Raw genomic sequence first — 17,133 nt, 5'->3', positions numbered from 1 at the left:
CAGGAAAAATGTAGGAGTTTTATATACATCTTGCAGAAATTATACAAGATAGCTTTCCACCCCCTCTCAACGCAGGAGCCATCGATGACCGCGACAAGCCTTACCGACCGGAAGAACGCCGCTATCTCACGCGGCGTCGGCATGACCACTCAGATCTATGCCGATCGCGCAGAGAATGCGGAGATCTGGGACAAGGAGGGCCGCCGCTACATCGATTTCGCCGCCGGCATCGCCGTTCTCAATACCGGCCACCGCCATCCCCGGGTCATCGCAGCGGTCAAGGATCAGCTCGACCGGTTCACCCATACCTGCCATCAGGTGGTGCCCTACGAAAGCTACGTGCACCTTGCCGAACGGCTGAACGCGCTGCTGCCTGGTGATTTCGAGAAGAAGACGATTTTCGTTACGACGGGCGCCGAAGCGGTTGAGAACGCCGTCAAGATCGCGCGTGCCGCAACCGGCCGCTCGGCCGTCATCGCCTTTGGCGGCGGCTTCCATGGCCGCACCTTCATGGGCATGGCGCTGACCGGCAAGGTCGTGCCCTACAAGGTCGGCTTCGGCGCCATGCCCGGCGACGTATTCCATATTCCCTTCCCGGTCGAGCTGCACGGCGTCACCGCCGATCAGTCGCTGGCGGCGCTGAAGAAGCTCTTCGCCGCCGATGTCGATCCGCAGCGCGTCGCGGCCATCATCATCGAGCCGGTGCAGGGCGAAGGTGGCTTCTACCCGGCACCTGCCGCCTTCATGAAGGCGCTGCGCGAGCTCTGCGACCAGCACGGCATCCTGCTGATCGCCGACGAGGTGCAAACCGGTTTTGCCCGCACCGGCAGGATGTTCGCGATGGACCATCATGAGGTGGCGCCCGACCTGACGACGATGGCAAAGAGCCTGGCCGGCGGCTTTCCGCTCGCCGCCGTCACCGGCCGCGCCGCGATCATGGATGCGCCGGGACCGGGCGGGCTCGGCGGTACCTATGGCGGCAATCCGCTCGGGATCGCCGCTGCCCACGCCGTGCTCGACGTCATTGCCGATGAAGATCTCTGCAACCGCGCCAACCAGCTTGGCGGACGGCTGAAGCAGCGGCTGGAATCGTTGCGCGAGACGGTGCCCGAGATCGTCGATATCCGCGGACCGGGCTTCATGAACGCCGTCGAATTCAACGACCGGACGACGGGACTGCCGAGCGCGGAATTCGCCAACCAGGTGCGACTGATCGCGCTCGACAAGGGCCTGATCCTGCTCACCTGCGGCGTCCACGGAAACGTCATCCGCTTTCTTGCACCGATCACCATCCAGGACGAGATCTTCGGCGAAGCGCTCGATATTCTCGAAGCCTCGATGCTGGAAGCGAGCGCGGGCCGTTAAGCGCACCCGACCCGGATTTCAATGGCTGCCGGCAACCGGCAGCCGCACTCCCTAGGAGGATATGACATGGCTTTCACCAGCGCACTGACCAAGCACGTTCCCTTCTCCTCGCCCCTGCTGCGCGATGCCGGCTATATCGACGGCGTCTGGACATCAGGCGATGCCACAAAGACTTTCAACGTGCTGAACCCGGCAACCGGCGAGCTGCTCGCCTCGCTGCCCGATATGGGTGCGGCAGAGACGCGGGCGGCGATCGATGCAGCCCATGCCGCCCAGCCGGGCTGGGCTGCCCGTCCGGCCAAGGAGCGCAGCGCGATCCTGCGCAAATGGTTCGACCTGATGGTCGTCAATGCCGACGAACTCGCCGCGATCCTGACCGCCGAAATGGGCAAGCCGTTCCCGGAAGCGCGCGGCGAGATCCTTTATGCCGCGGCCTATATCGAATGGTATGCGGAAGAAGCCAAGCGCATCTACGGCGAGACGATCCCCGCGCCTTCCGACGATAAACGGATGCTCGTCATCCGGCAGCCGGTCGGCGTCGTCGGCACGATTACGCCGTGGAATTTCCCGGCGGCGATGATCACCCGCAAGATCGCCCCGGCGCTTGCCGTCGGCTGCACCGTGGTCTCGAAGCCCGCCGAACAGACGCCGCTGACGGCGATCGCACTTGCCGTACTCGCCGAGCAGGCCGGCATTCCGGCCGGCGTCTTCAACGTCATCGTCGGGGTCGACGGCCCGGCAATCGGCCGCGAGCTCTGCGGCAATGAAAAAGTGCGCAAGATCAGCTTCACCGGTTCGACGGAGGTCGGCCGCATCCTGATGCGGCAGTGCGCCGACCAGATCAAGAAGGTGAGCCTGGAGCTCGGCGGCAACGCGCCCTTCATCGTCTTTGACGATGCCGATCTCGACGCTGCCGTCGAAGGCGCGATCGCCTCCAAATACCGCAATGCCGGCCAGACCTGCGTCTGTGCCAACCGCCTCTATGTCCAGTCGAACGTCTATGACGCCTTCGCCGCCAAGCTTGCCGCCAAGGTCGCCGAGATGTCGGTCGGCGACGGCTTCAAGCCGGGTGTCGTCATCGGGCCACTGATCGACGCGCAAGGCCTTGCCAAGGTCGAAGATCATGTCAGCGACGCGCTTGCCAAGGGCGCCAAGGTGCTGACCGGCGGCAAGCGCATCGACGGCGCCGGCACCTTCTTCACACCGACGGTGCTGACCGGCGTTGCGCGCGGCATGAAGGTGGCGCGCGAGGAGACCTTCGGGCCGGTGGCACCGCTCTTTCGCTTCGACACGGTCGAGGATGTCATTCAACAGGCAAACGACACGGAGTTCGGCCTCGCCGCCTATTTCTACGCCGGCGATCTGAAGAAGGTCTGGCGGGTGGCGGAAGCGCTGGAATACGGCATGATCGGCATCAATACCGGCTTGATGTCATCCGAGACGGCGCCCTTCGGCGGCATCAAGCAATCCGGCCTTGGCCGCGAAGGCTCGCGGCACGGCGCCGACGACTATCTGGAAATGAAATATCTCTGCATCGGCGGCGTTTGATCCGCCGTCTCATGGCGCAAGACACCCAACGACACGCGGCATTGCGCCGCGTGTCGTCAATAATGCGGCGGGCGAGTGATCGCTGGCGCGTCCAGCGACTGCTCCTCCAGCGACAGGAAGCGTTCGGTCAGCCGGTCGAGCTTGGTGCGCATCTGCTCGACGGTCTTCCATTGCTCGGCGAGCTGATCGGAAAGCTCTTCAATCGCCTTTGCCTGGTGGGCCAGCATTTCTTCCAGCCGGGTGATGTGGTTCGTCTCGTCGGACATCGATCCTCCTTTGCCGAAACCGGCAGAACAGATGGTTCTCCCAAAGCGGAAATAGGCCACCTCGTCAATGCTTTCCATGCCCGGCGCGGCCATGCGCAAAACTGTACCGTTTGGTTACTAAAAGACCTTGCCGCGCCTGATGTTGTGGGGTAGGCCGTTATCCATCAGGGAGGAATACTGATGGATGCAGGAAACGGCTTTCTTCATCCGGACCGGCTTTTTCCGGCTGATCCGGCAACACGGACCATCGCGCGAGACCTCTACGAGACGGTGCGCAATCTTCCGATCGTCAGCCCGCACGGGCATACCGAACCCTCCTGGTTCGCCGACGACAGGCCCTTCGAAGATGCGGCCTCGTTGCTGGTCATTCCCGATCACTATCTCTTCCGGATGCTGCACAGCGTCGGCGTCACCTTGGACGAGCTCGGCGTGCCGCGGCTCGACGGCAAGCCGGTGGCTGAGGGACGGGCGATCTGGCGGACATTTGCCGCGCATTATCATCTTTTCCGCGGAACGCCTTCGAGCCTCTGGGTCGACCACGCCATGTCGGCCGTGGTCGGCTGCACCGAGCCGCTGACGGCTGATAATGCCGATGCGCTCTACGACCATATCAATGCCCAGCTTGCCCTTCCGGAATTCCGCCCGCGGGCGCTGCATCAGCGATTCGGCATCGAAACGATCGCGACGACGGATGGAGCGCTCGATCCTCTGGCGCATCACCAGAAGATGGCGGCCGACGGCTGGATCGGCAAGGTGCGCACCACCTACAGGCCGGACAGTGTCACCGATCCCGATGCCGTCGGCTTCCGCGACAATCTCATCAAGTTCGGAGAGATCACCGGCACCGAGGTCACGCGCTGGGACAGCCTGATCGAGGCGCATCGGCGCCGGCGCGCCTATTTCCGCCAGTTCGGCGCCACCGCGACCGATCACGGCGTGCCCACCGCCTTCACCGCCGACCTGCCGCTTGCGGAAAAACAGGCGCTGCTCGACAAGGCGCTGAAGGGTCCGCTTTCGCCTGAAGAGGCCGAGCTCTTCCGCGGCCAGATGATGACCGAGATGGCCGGGCTTTCGGCCGAGGACGGCATGGTGATGCAGATCCATGCCGGCTCCAGACGCAATACCGACCGCGGACTTTTCTCGACCCGAGGCCCCAATATGGGCGCCGATATCCCGACACGCACGGACTGGGTCGGCGGCTTGAATGCGCTGCTATCAAAATATGGCCACGCACCGGGTTTGCGTGTGCTGCTCTTCACGCTCGACGAGACGACCTATGCACGCGAGCTGGCGCCGATGGCAGGCCATTGGCCCTGCCTGATGATCGGCCCGCCCTGGTGGTTCTACGACAGCCCGAACGGCATCCGCCGCTACCTCGACCAAGTCGTCGAGACGGCAGGTTTTGCCAATATGGCGGGTTTCAACGACGATACGCGCGCGCTGCTTTCGATCCCCGCGCGGCATGACGTCTGGCGCCGCGAAGTTTGCCGCTTCCTTGCCCAGCTCGCCGCCGAGCACCGGATTTCCAAGAAGGAAGCCGAGATCGTCGCGCGCGAACTCTCCTATGACAATGCGAAAAAGGCCTACAAGCTGTGAGCGATAGACTACAAAACCTGACCGGCCTTGCGCCGACGGCGAAACTTCCCGCCTATGACAGGAATGCGCTGAAGGCCGGCATCCTGCATCTCGGCCCGGGCGCTTTCTTCCGCGCCCATTTCGCACCCTTCACGGACGGCGCGCTCGCAGCCGCAGGCGGCGACTGGGGCATCGAGGTGGCAAGCCTGCGCACGCCCGATGTTGCCGACAATCTGAGCGCCCAGAACGGGCTCTATACGACGCTGATCCGCGATACCTCAGGCACGACGGCTGAGGTGGTCGGCTCGATCCTGAAGGCACATGTGGCGCCGCGCGATCCGGCCGGCCTGCTGGCGCGGCTCGAAGACCCCGATATCCGCATCGTCAGCATGACGGTGACGGAAAAGGCCTATGGTTTCGATCCCGCAACCGGCGGCCTTGACCTGAAACACCCCGACATCGTCGCCGACCTTGCCAACCGGCATGCGCCGCGCGGCGTCATCGGCTATCTCGTCGAAGGCCTCGCCCGCCGCCGGCAGAAGGGCATCGCGCCCTTCACGCCGCTGAGCTGCGACAACCTGCCGAGCAACGGCGCCGTGCTGAAGCGCCTGGTGCTGGAATTCACCTCCCGCATAGATCCCGACCTGCATCGCTGGATCGAGGCGAATGTGCCCTTCCCGTCGACGATGGTCGACCGCATCACGCCGGCCAGCACCGAGGCGACCTATGCCGATGCCGAACGGCTGACGGGCCGCACGGATATGGCGGCGATCGAGACCGAACCCTTTACGCAATGGGTCATCGAAGACCATTTCGCCAATGGCCGGCCGGCTTGGGAAAAGGTGCGCGGCGCACTGATGGTCGAGGAGGTCTCCTCCTACGAGAAGATGAAGCTGCGGATGCTGAACGGCGCGCATTCGCTGCTTGCCTATCTCGGTTATATCGGCGGCTATGAATTCATCCGCGACGTGATGGATGATGAAGCCCTGGCAGCCCTTGCCTACCGCCACATGCATGCAGCGGCGAGGACACTCGATGCAGTTCCCGGCATCGATCTCGATGACTATGCCAGCGAATTGATAGCGCGCTTTGCAAACAAGGCGATCGCACACCGCACTTATCAAATCGCCATGGACGGCACGCAGAAACTGCCGCAGCGGCTGCTGGAACCGGCAACCGAGGCACTGGCGCATGGCGACAGGGCAGAGACCTATGCGATCGCTGTTGCCGCATGGATGCGCTATGCGATCGGCGAGCACGGCAACGGCGAGCGCTACGAATTGCGCGATCCCAGGGCTGGCGAAATCGCCGCTCTGATCGCCGATATCCCGCGCACCGGCCTCGCGATCTCGGCGGCTCTTTTCACCCTTCCGGGACTCTTCCCGGCGGCCTTGACAGGCCACCGAGCCTGGACGCAGGATGTGGCTGACAAGCTGGAGATCCTGATCCAAGACGACCGCTTGCCGCTGTTCTAGGCAGCAGCCGCTACGCCTTCACCCGCGCCATATCCGGATCGTAGAGCGGCGACAGCGACACCCTGCAGGGGATGCGTTCCCGCGCGACGTCAAGCTCATAGGTGCCGGAGAGGACGAACTCTTCCGTCACCCCTTCGGGGCTGCGGACGTAGCCGTAGCCGATCGGCTTGCCCAGCGTATAACCGAAGCCGCCGCTCGACAGCCAGCCGACGCGCTTGCCGTCGCGATAGATCGTTTCGCGGCCGAGCAGCACGGCATCGGCATCCTCGGGAATGAAGCAGGCGAGGCGCTTCTTGACGCCTCCCGCAAGCTGCTGCCCGATCGCCTCACGGCCGCGGAAGGGAATATTCTTCCGCATCTTCACCGCCCAGCCGAGACCGGCCTCAACAGGCGTATGGTCGGGACCGATATCCGACCCCCAGGCGCGATAACCCTTTTCCAGGCGGCAGCTCTCAATGGCGCGGTAGCCGGCATTGACGAGGCCGAGCTCGCCGCCGGATGCCATCAGCACGTCATAGACCGTGGTCGCATATTCAACGGGAATATGCAGTTCGTAGCCGAGCTCGCCGACATAGGTGATGCGCAGGGCCCGCACGGGGCAGCCTGCAATGCCGACGGTCCTGACCTTGCCGAAGGGGAAGGCTGCATTCGAGACGTCGCTGCCCGTCACCCTTTCCAGCACGGCACGGGAATTCGGCCCCATCAGCGACAGCACGGAATAGGCGGAGGTGACGTCGACAAGTTCGGCATGCATCGCCGCCGGGATATTGCGTGCGATCCAGTCGAAGTCATGGGTGGCGAAGCCGGTACCGGTGACGATGTAATATTCGTTCTCGGCGATGCGGGCGACCGTCACGTCGCATTCGATGCCGCCCTTGTCGTTCAGCATCTGCGTGTAGACAAGCGATCCCACAGGCCTTGCGACATCGTTGGCGGCGATCCAGGATAGCGCTGCCTCGGCATCCCTGCCCTTCAGCACGAATTTGGCAAAGGAGGTCTGGTCGAAGATGACGGCCGCTTCGCGCACGGCCTTATGCTCGCGGCCGACCGCGTCGAACCAGTTCTGCCTGGTGTAGCTGTAGACATCCTTCGGCTCCTCGTTGGCGAAGAGATCGGCAAACCAGTTCGGCCGCTCCCAGCCAAGCTTTTCGCCGAAACAGGCGCCCTGCGCCTTCAGCCGGTCATAGAGCGGCGATTTGCGGCAAGGGCGGCCGCTCGAATGTTCCTCGAACGGCCAGGCCATGGTGTAATGCTTGCCATAGGCTTCGAGTGTGCGTGTCCGCACCCAGTCGGTATCGAAATGCGGCCGGCCGAAACGGCGGATATCGACCGGCCAGAGATCATAGGGCGGTTCGCCCTTCGTCACCCATTCGGCAAGCGCCATGCCGGCGCCGCCGGCCGAAGCGATGCCGAAGGCGTTGAAACCGGCGCCGACGAAGAAATTCTTCAGCTCCGGTGCCTCGCCGAGAATGAAGTTACCATCCGGCGTAAAGCTTTCCGGGCCGTTCAGCAGCTGCTTGACGCCGACGTTTTCCAGCGCCGGAACGCGGCCGAGCGCCTGTTCCATGATCTGTTCGAAATGGTCGAAATTGCTGTCCAGCAGCGTGTAGTGGAAACCTTCGGGGATGCCGCTTTTCGCCCAGGGAATTGGGTTCGGCTCGTAGCCGCCCATGACGATGCCACCGACCTCCTCCTTATAGTAGGTCAGGCGATCGGGATCGCGCAGCGTCGGCAGGTTGGAGGGCACGCCGAAGGATTCGGTGATGATGTATTGATGCTCGACGGAGACGAGCGGCACGTTGACGCCGAAGCGGGCGGCGAAGGCGCGCGTCCATTGGCCGGCGCAGACGACGACGCGCTCGCATTCGATGCGCCCTTGCGCCGTAACGACGGCGCGGATCTTTCCCTTGTCGATTTCGAGGTCGAGGACTTCCATATCCTCGAAGATCGAAACGCCCGACATGCGGGCGCCCTTTGCCAGCGCCTGGGTGATGTCGGAGGGATTGGCCTGGCCGTCGGTCGGGAGGAAGGCAGCGCCAACGAGATCGTCGACCGTCATCAGCGGCCAGAGATCGAAGGCTTCCTGCGGGGTCAGCAATTGCATTTCGAGGCCGAAGGACTGGGCGGTGGTCGCCTGGCGCCTGACCTCGGTCCAACGTTCCTCATTGCAGGCAAGGCGCAGGCCGCCATTCATTTTCCAGCCGGTGCCGAGGCCCGTTTCCGCCTCCAGCCGCTTGTAGAGATCGACGGAATAACCGAGAAGCTGGGTGATGTTGGCGCTGGTGCGCAGCTGGCCGACGAGGCCGGCGGCGTGGAAGGTGGTCCCCGAGGTAAGCTTCTTGCGCTCCAGCAGGACGGTATCGGTCCAGCCAAGTTTGCCAAGATGATAGGCCGTCGAGCAGCCTATGATGCCGCCGCCGATGACCACGGCTTTCGCCGTCTTCGGTAATTCCTTCGTCATTTATTGGTCCTGTTCAAAGGCTTGATAGGCGCGCTCGAAGCGCGCGAGATTTTCGGACGTATAGCCGGCGTAATCGAAATCGATGGTGGAATGGATTTCCGAAATCATGCTCCAGAGCGTCTCGCGCAGCAGCGAGGCACATTTCATCGCGGTATAGCGCCGGCTGAGATTATCGGTCAGCGGCCGGTCGAAATAGGTCTCCAGCATCGCGCGCTCGGCCGCTTCCGAGAGTTCGTTGTTGGAGGCCAATCCGCCAAGATCGAAAAGCGGCGTGTTGAATCCGGCATAGTCCCAGTCGATCAGCCAGAGCCGTTTGCCGTCATCGAGAAAGTTGGCGGCCAGCAGGTCGTTATGGCCGAAGGCGATCTCGAAAGGTCCTGCCGCTTCTTCCAACATATCAGCCTTGCCGACGAGCCCCGCCAGCAGCGGAAGATAGGCGCTCTTCGACACCTTCAGATTGGCGGCGTAGTCGCGGATGACGTGGAAGACCCAGAAGATCATAGCCTGGCCGCGGAAATGCCGGGCAATGTCGCGATGGCAGGCGCGGACCAGCGGCACGACCTGGGCCAGCATTTGCGGTGTCCTGATATCTTCCGGCGAAAGCGCTCTCGCCTCGATATATTCGAGCACCAGGACGCCCGGCGAATGGTGGATGACCGCCGGCGAAATGCCGGCTGCATGGGCGGCACGGCTTGCGGCAAGCTCGTTCTGCCTGTTGATGTGATGGATCGGAATATCGCTGCCGAGCCTGACCACGCAGCGCGCGACGGCATCGCTGACCAGATAATTCCTGTTGGTGATGCCGCCTGCTATCGGCGAGATTTCGATCGGGCCCTGCCAGATGCCAAGCGCATGAATCCTATCTTCAGGCGTCATGCTTGATCCCCCTGCGGCCCCTCCCGAAATGATGGGCCAGAGGAGGATCTGATGTCAAGCAGCGGCGCGCTTAGATCGTCTTGCCGGCGGCATCGAAGACGTGGCAGCGGGCCGGATCGAAGGAGGCCTTCACATTGGCGCCGCGCTCCACCTTCTGCTGGCCGTCAAGCGCGACGGTCAGGAGCTGGTTATCCGGCGTGGTGGTGTAGAGCATGGTGGCGCCGCCGAGATTTTCGACGAGATCGACGTTGACGGTCGAGAGCGTGATTGCGCCATCGGCCAGCGAAAGATGCTCGGGACGGATGCCAAAGGTGACCTCCTCTCCCGCCCCGCCTTTCAGCCGGCGTGGCAGGCGGACGGAATTGCCGCAGACATGGATGCTGGTTTCGGTCTCGCCGACCTGCTCGATGCGCGCCTTCAGAAAATTCATCTTCGGACTGCCGATGAAACCGGCGACGAAGCGGTTGGCCGGGTTGTTGTAAAGATCGAGCGGCGGGCCGACCTGCTCGATGCGGCCGGAATTCAGCACCACGATCTTGTCCGCCATCGTCATGGCTTCGACCTGGTCATGGGTGACATAGATCATCGTATTGCCGAGGCTGCGGTGCAGGCGGGAGATCTCGACGCGCATCTGCACGCGCAGTTCGGCGTCAAGGTTCGACAACGGCTCGTCGAACAGGAAGATGCGCGGCTCACGCACGATGGCGCGGCCGATGGCGACACGCTGGCGCTGGCCGCCGGAGAGCGCCTTCGGCTTGCGCTCCAACAGCTTCTCGATCTGCAGGATTTCGGCGGCGCGCTTCACCTTCGGCTGGATCTCGGCCTTCTTGTAACCCGCCGTCTCCAGGCCGAAGGCGAGGTTCTTGTAGACCGACATATGCGGATAGAGCGCGTAGGACTGGAAAACCATGGCGATACCGCGCTTGGCCGGCGCAACCTCGTTCATGCGCTCGCTGTCGAGCAGCAGCGCGCCGCCCGAAATCTCCTCAAGGCCGGCAATCATGCGCAGAAGGGTCGATTTTCCGCAGCCGGAGGGGCCGACAAAAACGACGAATTCGCCGGGATCGATCGTCAGGTCGATGCCATGGATCACATCCATCGCGCCGTAGCGCTTCTCGACCTTCTGAAGAACGACACTGGTTGCCATCTTCTCAAAACCCTCTCTTTTTATTTTGTCGGTTACTTCGTTCTTGCGCGCCAATCGGCGTATTTCGGACTATCGGGACCGACCGGCAGCGACACGTCAGCGCCGCTGTCGGAAGACTGGTAGATGGCGGTGACGAGTTCCAGCGCGCGGCGGGCGTCCTTTGTCGTCACCGGCAGCGGCGCATGGCCGCTGAGGAAAGCGTGGAACTGGCCCATCTGCGTGGTGAAACGCGGCGCGACCGGCTGCCAATCGCCAACCACCCTGTCGATCTGCTCGCGCACGTCGTCATTCGCGGCGATGATCTTCCAGGGGTCCTTGCCGGGGGTATAGGGCTCGTGACTGCTCTCGAAAGTGACATTCTCGAAGTGCAACCTGAGCCGGCTAATCTGTTCCTGCGAACCAAGCGTGCAGGAAAGCGAGACGAAGGCGCCGTTTTCCATCAGCAGGCTGGCGGAGGCACAATCCTCGACCTCGATATCGTTGACGCGGGTGGCGACGCGGCCAAAGACCCTTGCCGCCGGACCCATCAGATGCATCAGCATGTCGTGCAGGTGCAGCGCATGGGTGACGAGAACGCCGCCGAGTTCCGTCGCCCATTTGCCGCGCCAAGGAACCGCGTAATATTCCGGCTTGCGCAGCCAGAAGGTTTCGACCGAAGCGGTATAGGGCTTGCCGGCAATACCGGCGTCGATGATCCGCTTGGCCTTCTGAATGCCGTCGCCGTAACGGTACTGGAAGATCGGCATCAGCACGCCTTTGGCGGTCTTTTCTGCTGCCATGATGGTATCGACGGCGGCAAGCGAGCCCGTCAGCGGCTTTTCGCAGACGACATGTTTACCGGCGGCAAGTGCTGCGACCACCTGTTCCAGATGGATGCCGGGAGGGGTGCAGATATCGATGATGTCGATCGTGTCGTCGGCCAGCAGTTCCGCAAAAGAGGTGGTGCGCCGTTCGATGCCGAACTCGTCGCCGACCGCTGCCATGCGCTGCTCGTTCAGGTCGCAGATCGCCACGACCTTGAACTTGTCGGCATGCGGCAGGTAACCCTCGACGATATGGGAGCGGCCGATACCGCAGCCAACGATCGCGACCGTCCTGATGCTCATGTCGCTCTTTCCCGTCATCGCCATCAACGCTTCATGCCCGTCGTGGCGATGCCCTCGATCAGCAGGCGCTGGAAGAACAGGAAGAAGAAGAACACCGGCACGAGCGTCAGGGTCGACATGGCGAACAAACCGCCCCAATCCGATGCGCTGGTCGAGTCGACGAAGGTGCGCAGGCCGAGCTGGATCGTATAGGTGTTCATGTCGTTCAGGTAGATCAGCGGGCCGAAGAAATCGTCCCAGGTCCAGATGAAGGAGAAGATGGCGGCCGTTGCCAGCACCGGCAGCGACAGCGGCAGCATGATCTTCCAGTAGATGCGCCACGCGCTGCAGCCGTCCATCATCGCCGCCTCGTCCAATTCGCGCGGGATGCCGCGGAAGAACTGCACCATGAGGAAGATGAAGAAGGCATCGCTTGCCAGGAACTTCGGCACGACAAGCGGCAGGATGGTGTTGACCCAGCCGAGATCGAGAAAGAGCACATATTGCGGGATCAGCGTCACGTGATAGGGGATCATCAACGTGCCGAGCATGATCGCGAACCAGAAATTCCGGCCGGCGAAACGCAGCCGCGCAAAGGCGAAAGCCGTCAGCGAACAGGCGATGACATTGCCCGTCACGACCAGCACAGAGATGACCAGCGAATTCCAGAAGAACCGGCCGAAGCTGACATCGAGGCCGACCCAACCGCGTGCATAGGAGGAGAAATCGATCGACGACGGGATGAGCGAGGTCGACGAGAAGATCTCCGTTTCCGGCCTGACCGATGCCGAAACCATCCATAACAGCGGATAGAGCATGAGGAGCGAAGCGGCGATCAGCAGGGCGTGAATGATCAGCGACGCCGGCAGGCTGCGTTTGGTGATGTCGGATGGCGGCCTGGCCGCAGTGACGGAAGCGGTCATCTCAGTCATCGTAGTGCACCCAATAACGCGAGGTCAGGAAGGAGAAGGCGGTGAAGATCGCGATGATCACCACCAGGATCCAGGCGAGCGCCGAGGCATAGCCCATGCGGAAATTGCCGAAGGCTTCCTGATAGAGGTAGAGCGTGTAGAACAGCGTCGAGTTGATCGGACCGCCGGTGCCGCCGGAAATGATAAAAGCCGGCGTGAAGGCCTTGAAGGCATCAATCGTCTGGACGACGGCATTGAAAAAGATCACCGGCGTCAGAAGCGGCAGCGTGATCTTGTAGAATTGCCGGAACTTGGAGGCGCCGTCGAGGCTCGCGGCCTCATACATATCCTGCGGGATCTGGCGCAGGCCGGCCAGGAAAATAATCATCGGCGAGCCGAACTGCCAGACGGACAGCGCCACCAGCGTATAGATCGAATAGTTCGGATGCGAGATCCAGCTCGGACCTTCGATACCGAAATACGAAAGCGCGGCATTGACGAGGCCATCGCTGGCGAAAAGCTGGCGCCAGAGCACGGCGATCGCCACGCTGCCGCCCAGCAGTGACGGCAGATAGAAGATGGCACGATAGACCGACAGCCCGCGCAGGCCGCGGTTCAGCGCCATGGCGACCAGCAATGCGAAGGTCAGCTTGAACGGCACCGAGAAAACGACATAGGTCAGGGTGACATACATGGCGGCCGAGAATTTCGGATCCGCCGTGGCGATGCGCACGTAATTCGCCATTCCCACCCACCGCGGCGACTGAAGCATGTCGAAGTCGGTGAAGGAAAGGTAGAGCGAAATCAGGGCCGGCCCGAGCGTCAGCCCGAAAAAGCCGATGAGCCATGGAAGAAGGAAGAGATAGCCGGGAGCATTGGCATTCCAGAGACGCTTGAAGCGTCCTTCGGCCACGGCCCCCTGATATCTTTCCACATTGATGGCCCCTGCGGGCGTGCGCATCGCATTGCTCATACGGGATCAGCCTCGTGCGAGAATCTGCGTGATTTCAGCGACAAGCTGTTTGCCGCCGTCGGAGGGGGACAGCTGTCCGAAGCCGACCTGTTCGGCGATGTTGCGTAACATCAGCTCACCTTCACCGGCGCCGGCCGGCGGCGGCGGCGGCAATTTGCCGGCGAGTTCGCCAAGGCCGCTGACATAGGCCAGCGCAACCTTGCCGTTCTCATCAAGCTTTGCCGCGACGACCTCGCGCATGGCGCTCGATTCCGGAATGCCGCGTTCGACATCCAGAAGCAGCGCTGCCTCGGGGTTCTTGACGAAGAAATTGACGTAGTCCACGGCCATATCCACGGCTTTCGACTGGGCGGAAACCGAGAAGAACATCGAAGGCTTGCGATAGTGGCCGCCCTTCGATTCCGGCTTGATGCGCATGTAGTTGGTCAGAGCCAGCTTGTCCTTGTTCATTGCCTGATAGGCGACGAACTGGTTGGAATGGGCAAAACCGGCGGCCGACTTGCCGAGCGAGACCGTGTTGGTTTCGATATCGTTCTTGTCGAGAGCCTGGATATCGGCAGGAACACAGGCCCCGGCCTCACGGAACTTGGCCCACATGTCGTACCATTCGGAGGCATCGTCCACGTCGAAGGCGATCTTGCCGTCGGCGGTATAAAGCGCCTTGCCGCGCTGACGCAGCCAGTTTTCGAACAACGGTTCGCCGCCGCTGCCGTCGGCGAGGCCGAACATGCCCTTGCGTTTGCCTGCCTTGGTGATCTCCGCACCCATGCGGGCTAACTCTTCCCAGGTGGTCGCCTGGGTCGGCAGATCGACGCCGGCCTCCTTGAAGGCGGTGGTGTTCAGGACCGTAGCCGCCGAATTCGCGCCCAGGCTGACGCCATAGAGATGACCGTCGACGCTGCCGCCTTCGATCTGCGCCTTGTCGAAATCGTCGAGGTTGAGCTTGGCCGGCATATAGGATTCGAGCGGGGCGAGCGCGCCGCGCCGTGCATATTGGACGATATAGCGATAGTCCATCTGGATGACATCGGGCGCGTTGCGGCCGGCGACCTGGGTCGCAAGGCGCGGCCAGTAATCGCCCCAGCCGAGGAATTCGCCGGTGATCGAGGTGCCCGAATTCTTCGACTGATAGAGCTGCGATACCTTGTTGGTGCGGTCAGCGCGCGGCTGCGAGCCCCACCACAGGAGACGCAAGCGCTTTTCCTGTGCCAAAGCGCTGGTGCCCAGCGCCGAGAGCGAGAGAAGCGTGGCGCCTCCCGCGACGAAATTACGTCTGCTTACACGGAATGTCATTTCTTTTCCTCCTCCAAAGGGAAGCGCCTCCACACGCTTCCGAACCTAGTTACCCTTGCATAAATAACTAATTGGTTACAAGCTACGGGCAAAGCGGCGAGCGTGTCAAGCGGTGTCGCTCGCGGGGCTTTCAAATTCGGTTTTTACAATTTCGCACCGAAGGCTTATGAGCGCAACATGTGAGACGGAGGTGGAGAGATGAACGACAGCGGGGGGAATGGGGAAAAGAAAAGGTCTCGGCGCCCATCTACCGAACGGACGGCCCAACGCGATCCGGAGCGGACACGCGCTGCTATCCTTGACGCGGCAACCCGGGAATTTGCCGAAAACGGCATGGGCGGAGCTCGTGTCGACGCCATCGCCGAGCGCGCCGGCACCAACAAGCGCATGCTCTATCACTATTTCGGCGACAAGGAGCAGCTCTACCTCAGAGTGCTCGAAGAGGCCTATGTCGGCATCCGCACCGCCGAGCGCGCGTTGCATATCGGCGACCGCAGCCCCGAGGAAGGCATCAGCGAACTGGCGCTCTTCACCTGGCGTTATTTCCTCCAGCATCCGGAATTCCTCAGCCTGCTCGGCACGGAAAATCTGCATCGGGCCCGCTGGTTGCGCCAGTCCGTCCGGCTCAAGGAACTGCATTCGCATCTGATCGGCGAGCTTTCGGACGTGCTCGAGCAGGGAAAAAAGCAGGGGGTCTTCATCGAGTCCGCCGATCCCCTGCATGTCTACCTGACGATCGCCTCGCTCGGTTATTTCTACCTGTCCAACCAGTATACGCTTTCGACGATCTTCGGCCGCGACCTGATCGAGCCGACCCATCTCAATGCCTGGGAAAGGCATATCGTCCACGTCACACTGACCTCGATCAAGCGCTGAATCTCTAAATTCGGATTTGACTATTGACAGCCGCGTTGCTCTTCTGCCATCAAGTAACTGTTTAGTTACCGGCTCGGGAGGACCGGACGAGGATGCCCGCTCCCGCCGCAAAAATCTGCTGGGAGGAAAAAATGGCACGCTTGGGGATCATCTTGCACGGCGTCACCGGCCGCATGGGTTACAATCAGCACCTAGTGCGCTCGATTCTCGCCTTCCGCGACCAGGGCGGCATCACACTGAAATCGGGTGAGAAACTCGAGATCGACCCGATCATCGTCGGCCGCAACGGCGCCAAGATGGAAGAGCTGGCGAAGAAGCATAACATCAAGCGCTGGTCGACCGATCTCGATGCCGCGCTCGCCAATCCCGACGACACGATCTTCTTCGACGCCGGCACGACGCTGATGCGCGCCGAACTTCTGTCCAAGGCGCTCGATGCCGGCAAGCATGTCTATTGCGAAAAGCCGATCTCCGACGATCTGCAGGTGGCACTCGACCTTGCCCGCAAGGCGCGCGGCTCCGGCCTCAAGCATGGCGTCGTGCAGGACAAACTCTTCCTGCCCGGCCTGCGCAAGCTAGCGCTGCTCAGGGATTCCGGCTTCTTCGGCAAGATCCTCTCAGTGCGCGGCGAATTCGGCTACTGGGTTTTCGAAGGCGATTGGGGCGTGCCGGCCCAGCGCCCCTCCTGGAACTACCGCAAGGGCGACGGCGGCGGCATCATCCTCGACATGCTTTGCCACTGGCGCTATGTGCTCGATAATCTGTTCGGCGAAGTCAAAGCCGTCTCCTGCCTCGGTGCTACGCATATTCCGCGCCGCATCGACGAGCAGGGCAAGCCCTATGATTGCGACACCGACGATGCAGCCTATGCGACCTTCGAGCTCGAAGGCGGCGCGATCGCGCAGGTCAATTCCTCCTGGGCCGTCCGCGTCCGCCGCGACGACCTCGTCACCTTCCAGGTCGACGGCACGCATGGTTCGGCCGTCGCCGGTCTGACGAAATGCTGGAGCCAGCACCGCGTCAATACGCCGAAGCCGGTCTGGAACCCGGACCAGCCGCAGACGATCGACTTCTACAAGACCTGGGACGAGGTTCCGGATACCCAGGCCTTCGACAACGGTTTCAAGGCGCAGTGGGAAATGTTCATCCACCATGTCGTCGAAGACGCACCGTGGCCCTATGGCCTGGAAGCCGGCGCCAAGGGTGTGCAGCTTGCCGAACTCGGCCTGAAATCCTGGGCCGAGCGCCGCTGGCTCGACGTTCCCGCACTGGAGTTCTGAGC

The 17,133-nt window shown here is 62.2% G+C and carries 14 protein-coding genes; 6 read left to right on the top strand and 8 right to left on the bottom strand.

The features are described from left to right. The first annotated feature begins 84 nt into the window (after positions 1-84). Together HX898_RS07770 and HX898_RS07765 are read left to right on the top strand one after the other, a co-directional pair. Complete coding sequence (locus HX898_RS07770) at positions 85-1,365, top strand: 4-aminobutyrate--2-oxoglutarate transaminase (protein WP_138332064.1); 1,281 nt, start codon at positions 85-87, stop codon at positions 1,363-1,365. A 66-nt stretch (positions 1,366-1,431) separates the two neighbouring features. Next, positions 1,432-2,913: an NAD-dependent succinate-semialdehyde dehydrogenase gene (locus HX898_RS07765; RefSeq protein ID WP_138332063.1), complete on the top strand. Its 1,482-nt coding sequence runs from the start codon at positions 1,432-1,434 to the stop codon at positions 2,911-2,913. A gap of 56 nt (positions 2,914-2,969) precedes the next feature. On the opposite strand, the gene HX898_RS07760 is transcribed toward HX898_RS07765, so the two are convergent. After that, positions 2,970-3,179: a SlyX family protein gene (locus HX898_RS07760; protein ID WP_138332062.1), complete on the bottom strand. Its 210-nt coding sequence runs from the start codon at positions 3,177-3,179 to the stop codon at positions 2,970-2,972. A 180-nt stretch (positions 3,180-3,359) separates the two neighbouring features. Between HX898_RS07760 and uxaC the strand changes: the two genes are divergently transcribed. Together uxaC and HX898_RS07750 are read left to right on the top strand one after the other, a co-directional pair. Further along, positions 3,360-4,775: a glucuronate isomerase gene (gene uxaC, locus HX898_RS07755; protein ID WP_180194381.1), complete on the top strand. Its 1,416-nt coding sequence runs from the start codon at positions 3,360-3,362 to the stop codon at positions 4,773-4,775. Further along, positions 4,772-6,229: a mannitol dehydrogenase family protein gene (locus HX898_RS07750; protein WP_171599948.1), complete on the top strand. Its 1,458-nt coding sequence runs from the start codon at positions 4,772-4,774 to the stop codon at positions 6,227-6,229. Before uxaC ends, HX898_RS07750 begins: the two co-directional genes overlap by 4 nt. 10 nt (positions 6,230-6,239) lie before the next feature. Here HX898_RS07750 and HX898_RS07745 read toward each other — a convergent pair whose 3' ends face one another. The 7 genes from HX898_RS07745 to HX898_RS07715 all read right to left on the bottom strand — a co-directional run bounded on the left by HX898_RS07745 (position 6,240) and on the right by HX898_RS07715 (position 14,975). Beyond that, a complete protein-coding gene (locus HX898_RS07745; protein ID WP_180194380.1) occupies positions 6,240-8,690 on the bottom strand; it encodes an FAD-dependent oxidoreductase in 2,451 nt (816 codons plus the stop codon). Continuing rightward, a complete protein-coding gene (locus HX898_RS07740) occupies positions 8,691-9,566 on the bottom strand; it encodes a phosphotransferase (protein WP_171599950.1) in 876 nt (291 codons plus the stop codon). A gap of 70 nt (positions 9,567-9,636) precedes the next feature. After that, on the bottom strand, positions 9,637-10,713 hold the full coding sequence (ugpC, locus tag HX898_RS07735) for a sn-glycerol-3-phosphate ABC transporter ATP-binding protein UgpC (protein WP_180194379.1): 1,077 nt from the start codon (positions 10,711-10,713) through the stop codon (positions 9,637-9,639). Between the two features lie 32 nt (positions 10,714-10,745). Continuing rightward, positions 10,746-11,843, bottom strand: coding sequence for a Gfo/Idh/MocA family oxidoreductase (locus HX898_RS07730; protein ID WP_180194378.1), 1,098 nt, complete (start codon positions 11,841-11,843; stop codon positions 10,746-10,748). Further along, positions 11,843-12,721, bottom strand: a complete 879-nt coding sequence (locus HX898_RS07725) for a carbohydrate ABC transporter permease (RefSeq protein ID WP_064653678.1) — start codon at positions 12,719-12,721, stop codon at positions 11,843-11,845. Before HX898_RS07725 ends, HX898_RS07730 begins: the two co-directional genes overlap by 1 nt. Before the next feature lies 1 nt (position 12,722). Next, positions 12,723-13,682 (bottom strand): sugar ABC transporter permease, encoded by a 960-nt coding sequence (locus HX898_RS07720; RefSeq protein ID WP_017962699.1) that lies wholly within the window; start codon positions 13,680-13,682, stop codon positions 12,723-12,725. Between the two features lie 6 nt (positions 13,683-13,688). Next, positions 13,689-14,975 carry an ABC transporter substrate-binding protein gene (locus HX898_RS07715; protein ID WP_180194377.1) on the bottom strand — a complete coding sequence of 429 codons (1,287 nt, stop codon included), beginning with the start codon at positions 14,973-14,975 and terminating at the stop codon, positions 13,689-13,691. A 198-nt stretch (positions 14,976-15,173) separates the two neighbouring features. Between HX898_RS07715 and HX898_RS07710 the strand changes: the two genes are divergently transcribed. Together HX898_RS07710 and HX898_RS07705 are read left to right on the top strand one after the other, a co-directional pair. Further along, positions 15,174-15,851, top strand: a complete 678-nt coding sequence (locus HX898_RS07710; RefSeq protein ID WP_138332054.1) for a TetR/AcrR family transcriptional regulator — start codon at positions 15,174-15,176, stop codon at positions 15,849-15,851. Positions 15,852-15,982: 131 nt separating this feature from the next. Next, entirely contained in the window at positions 15,983-17,131 is a 1,149-nt protein-coding gene (locus HX898_RS07705) for a Gfo/Idh/MocA family oxidoreductase (protein WP_180194376.1), read from the top strand. Positions 17,132-17,133: the final 2 nt, after the last annotated feature.

The sequence above is a fragment of the Rhizobium sp. WYCCWR 11128 genome (assembly GCF_013416305.1).
Lineage (GTDB): Bacteria > Pseudomonadota > Alphaproteobacteria > Rhizobiales > Rhizobiaceae > Rhizobium > Rhizobium indicum.
Note: the sequence above shows the minus strand (reverse complement) of the source record. Positions and strands in the feature narration are given on the sequence as shown.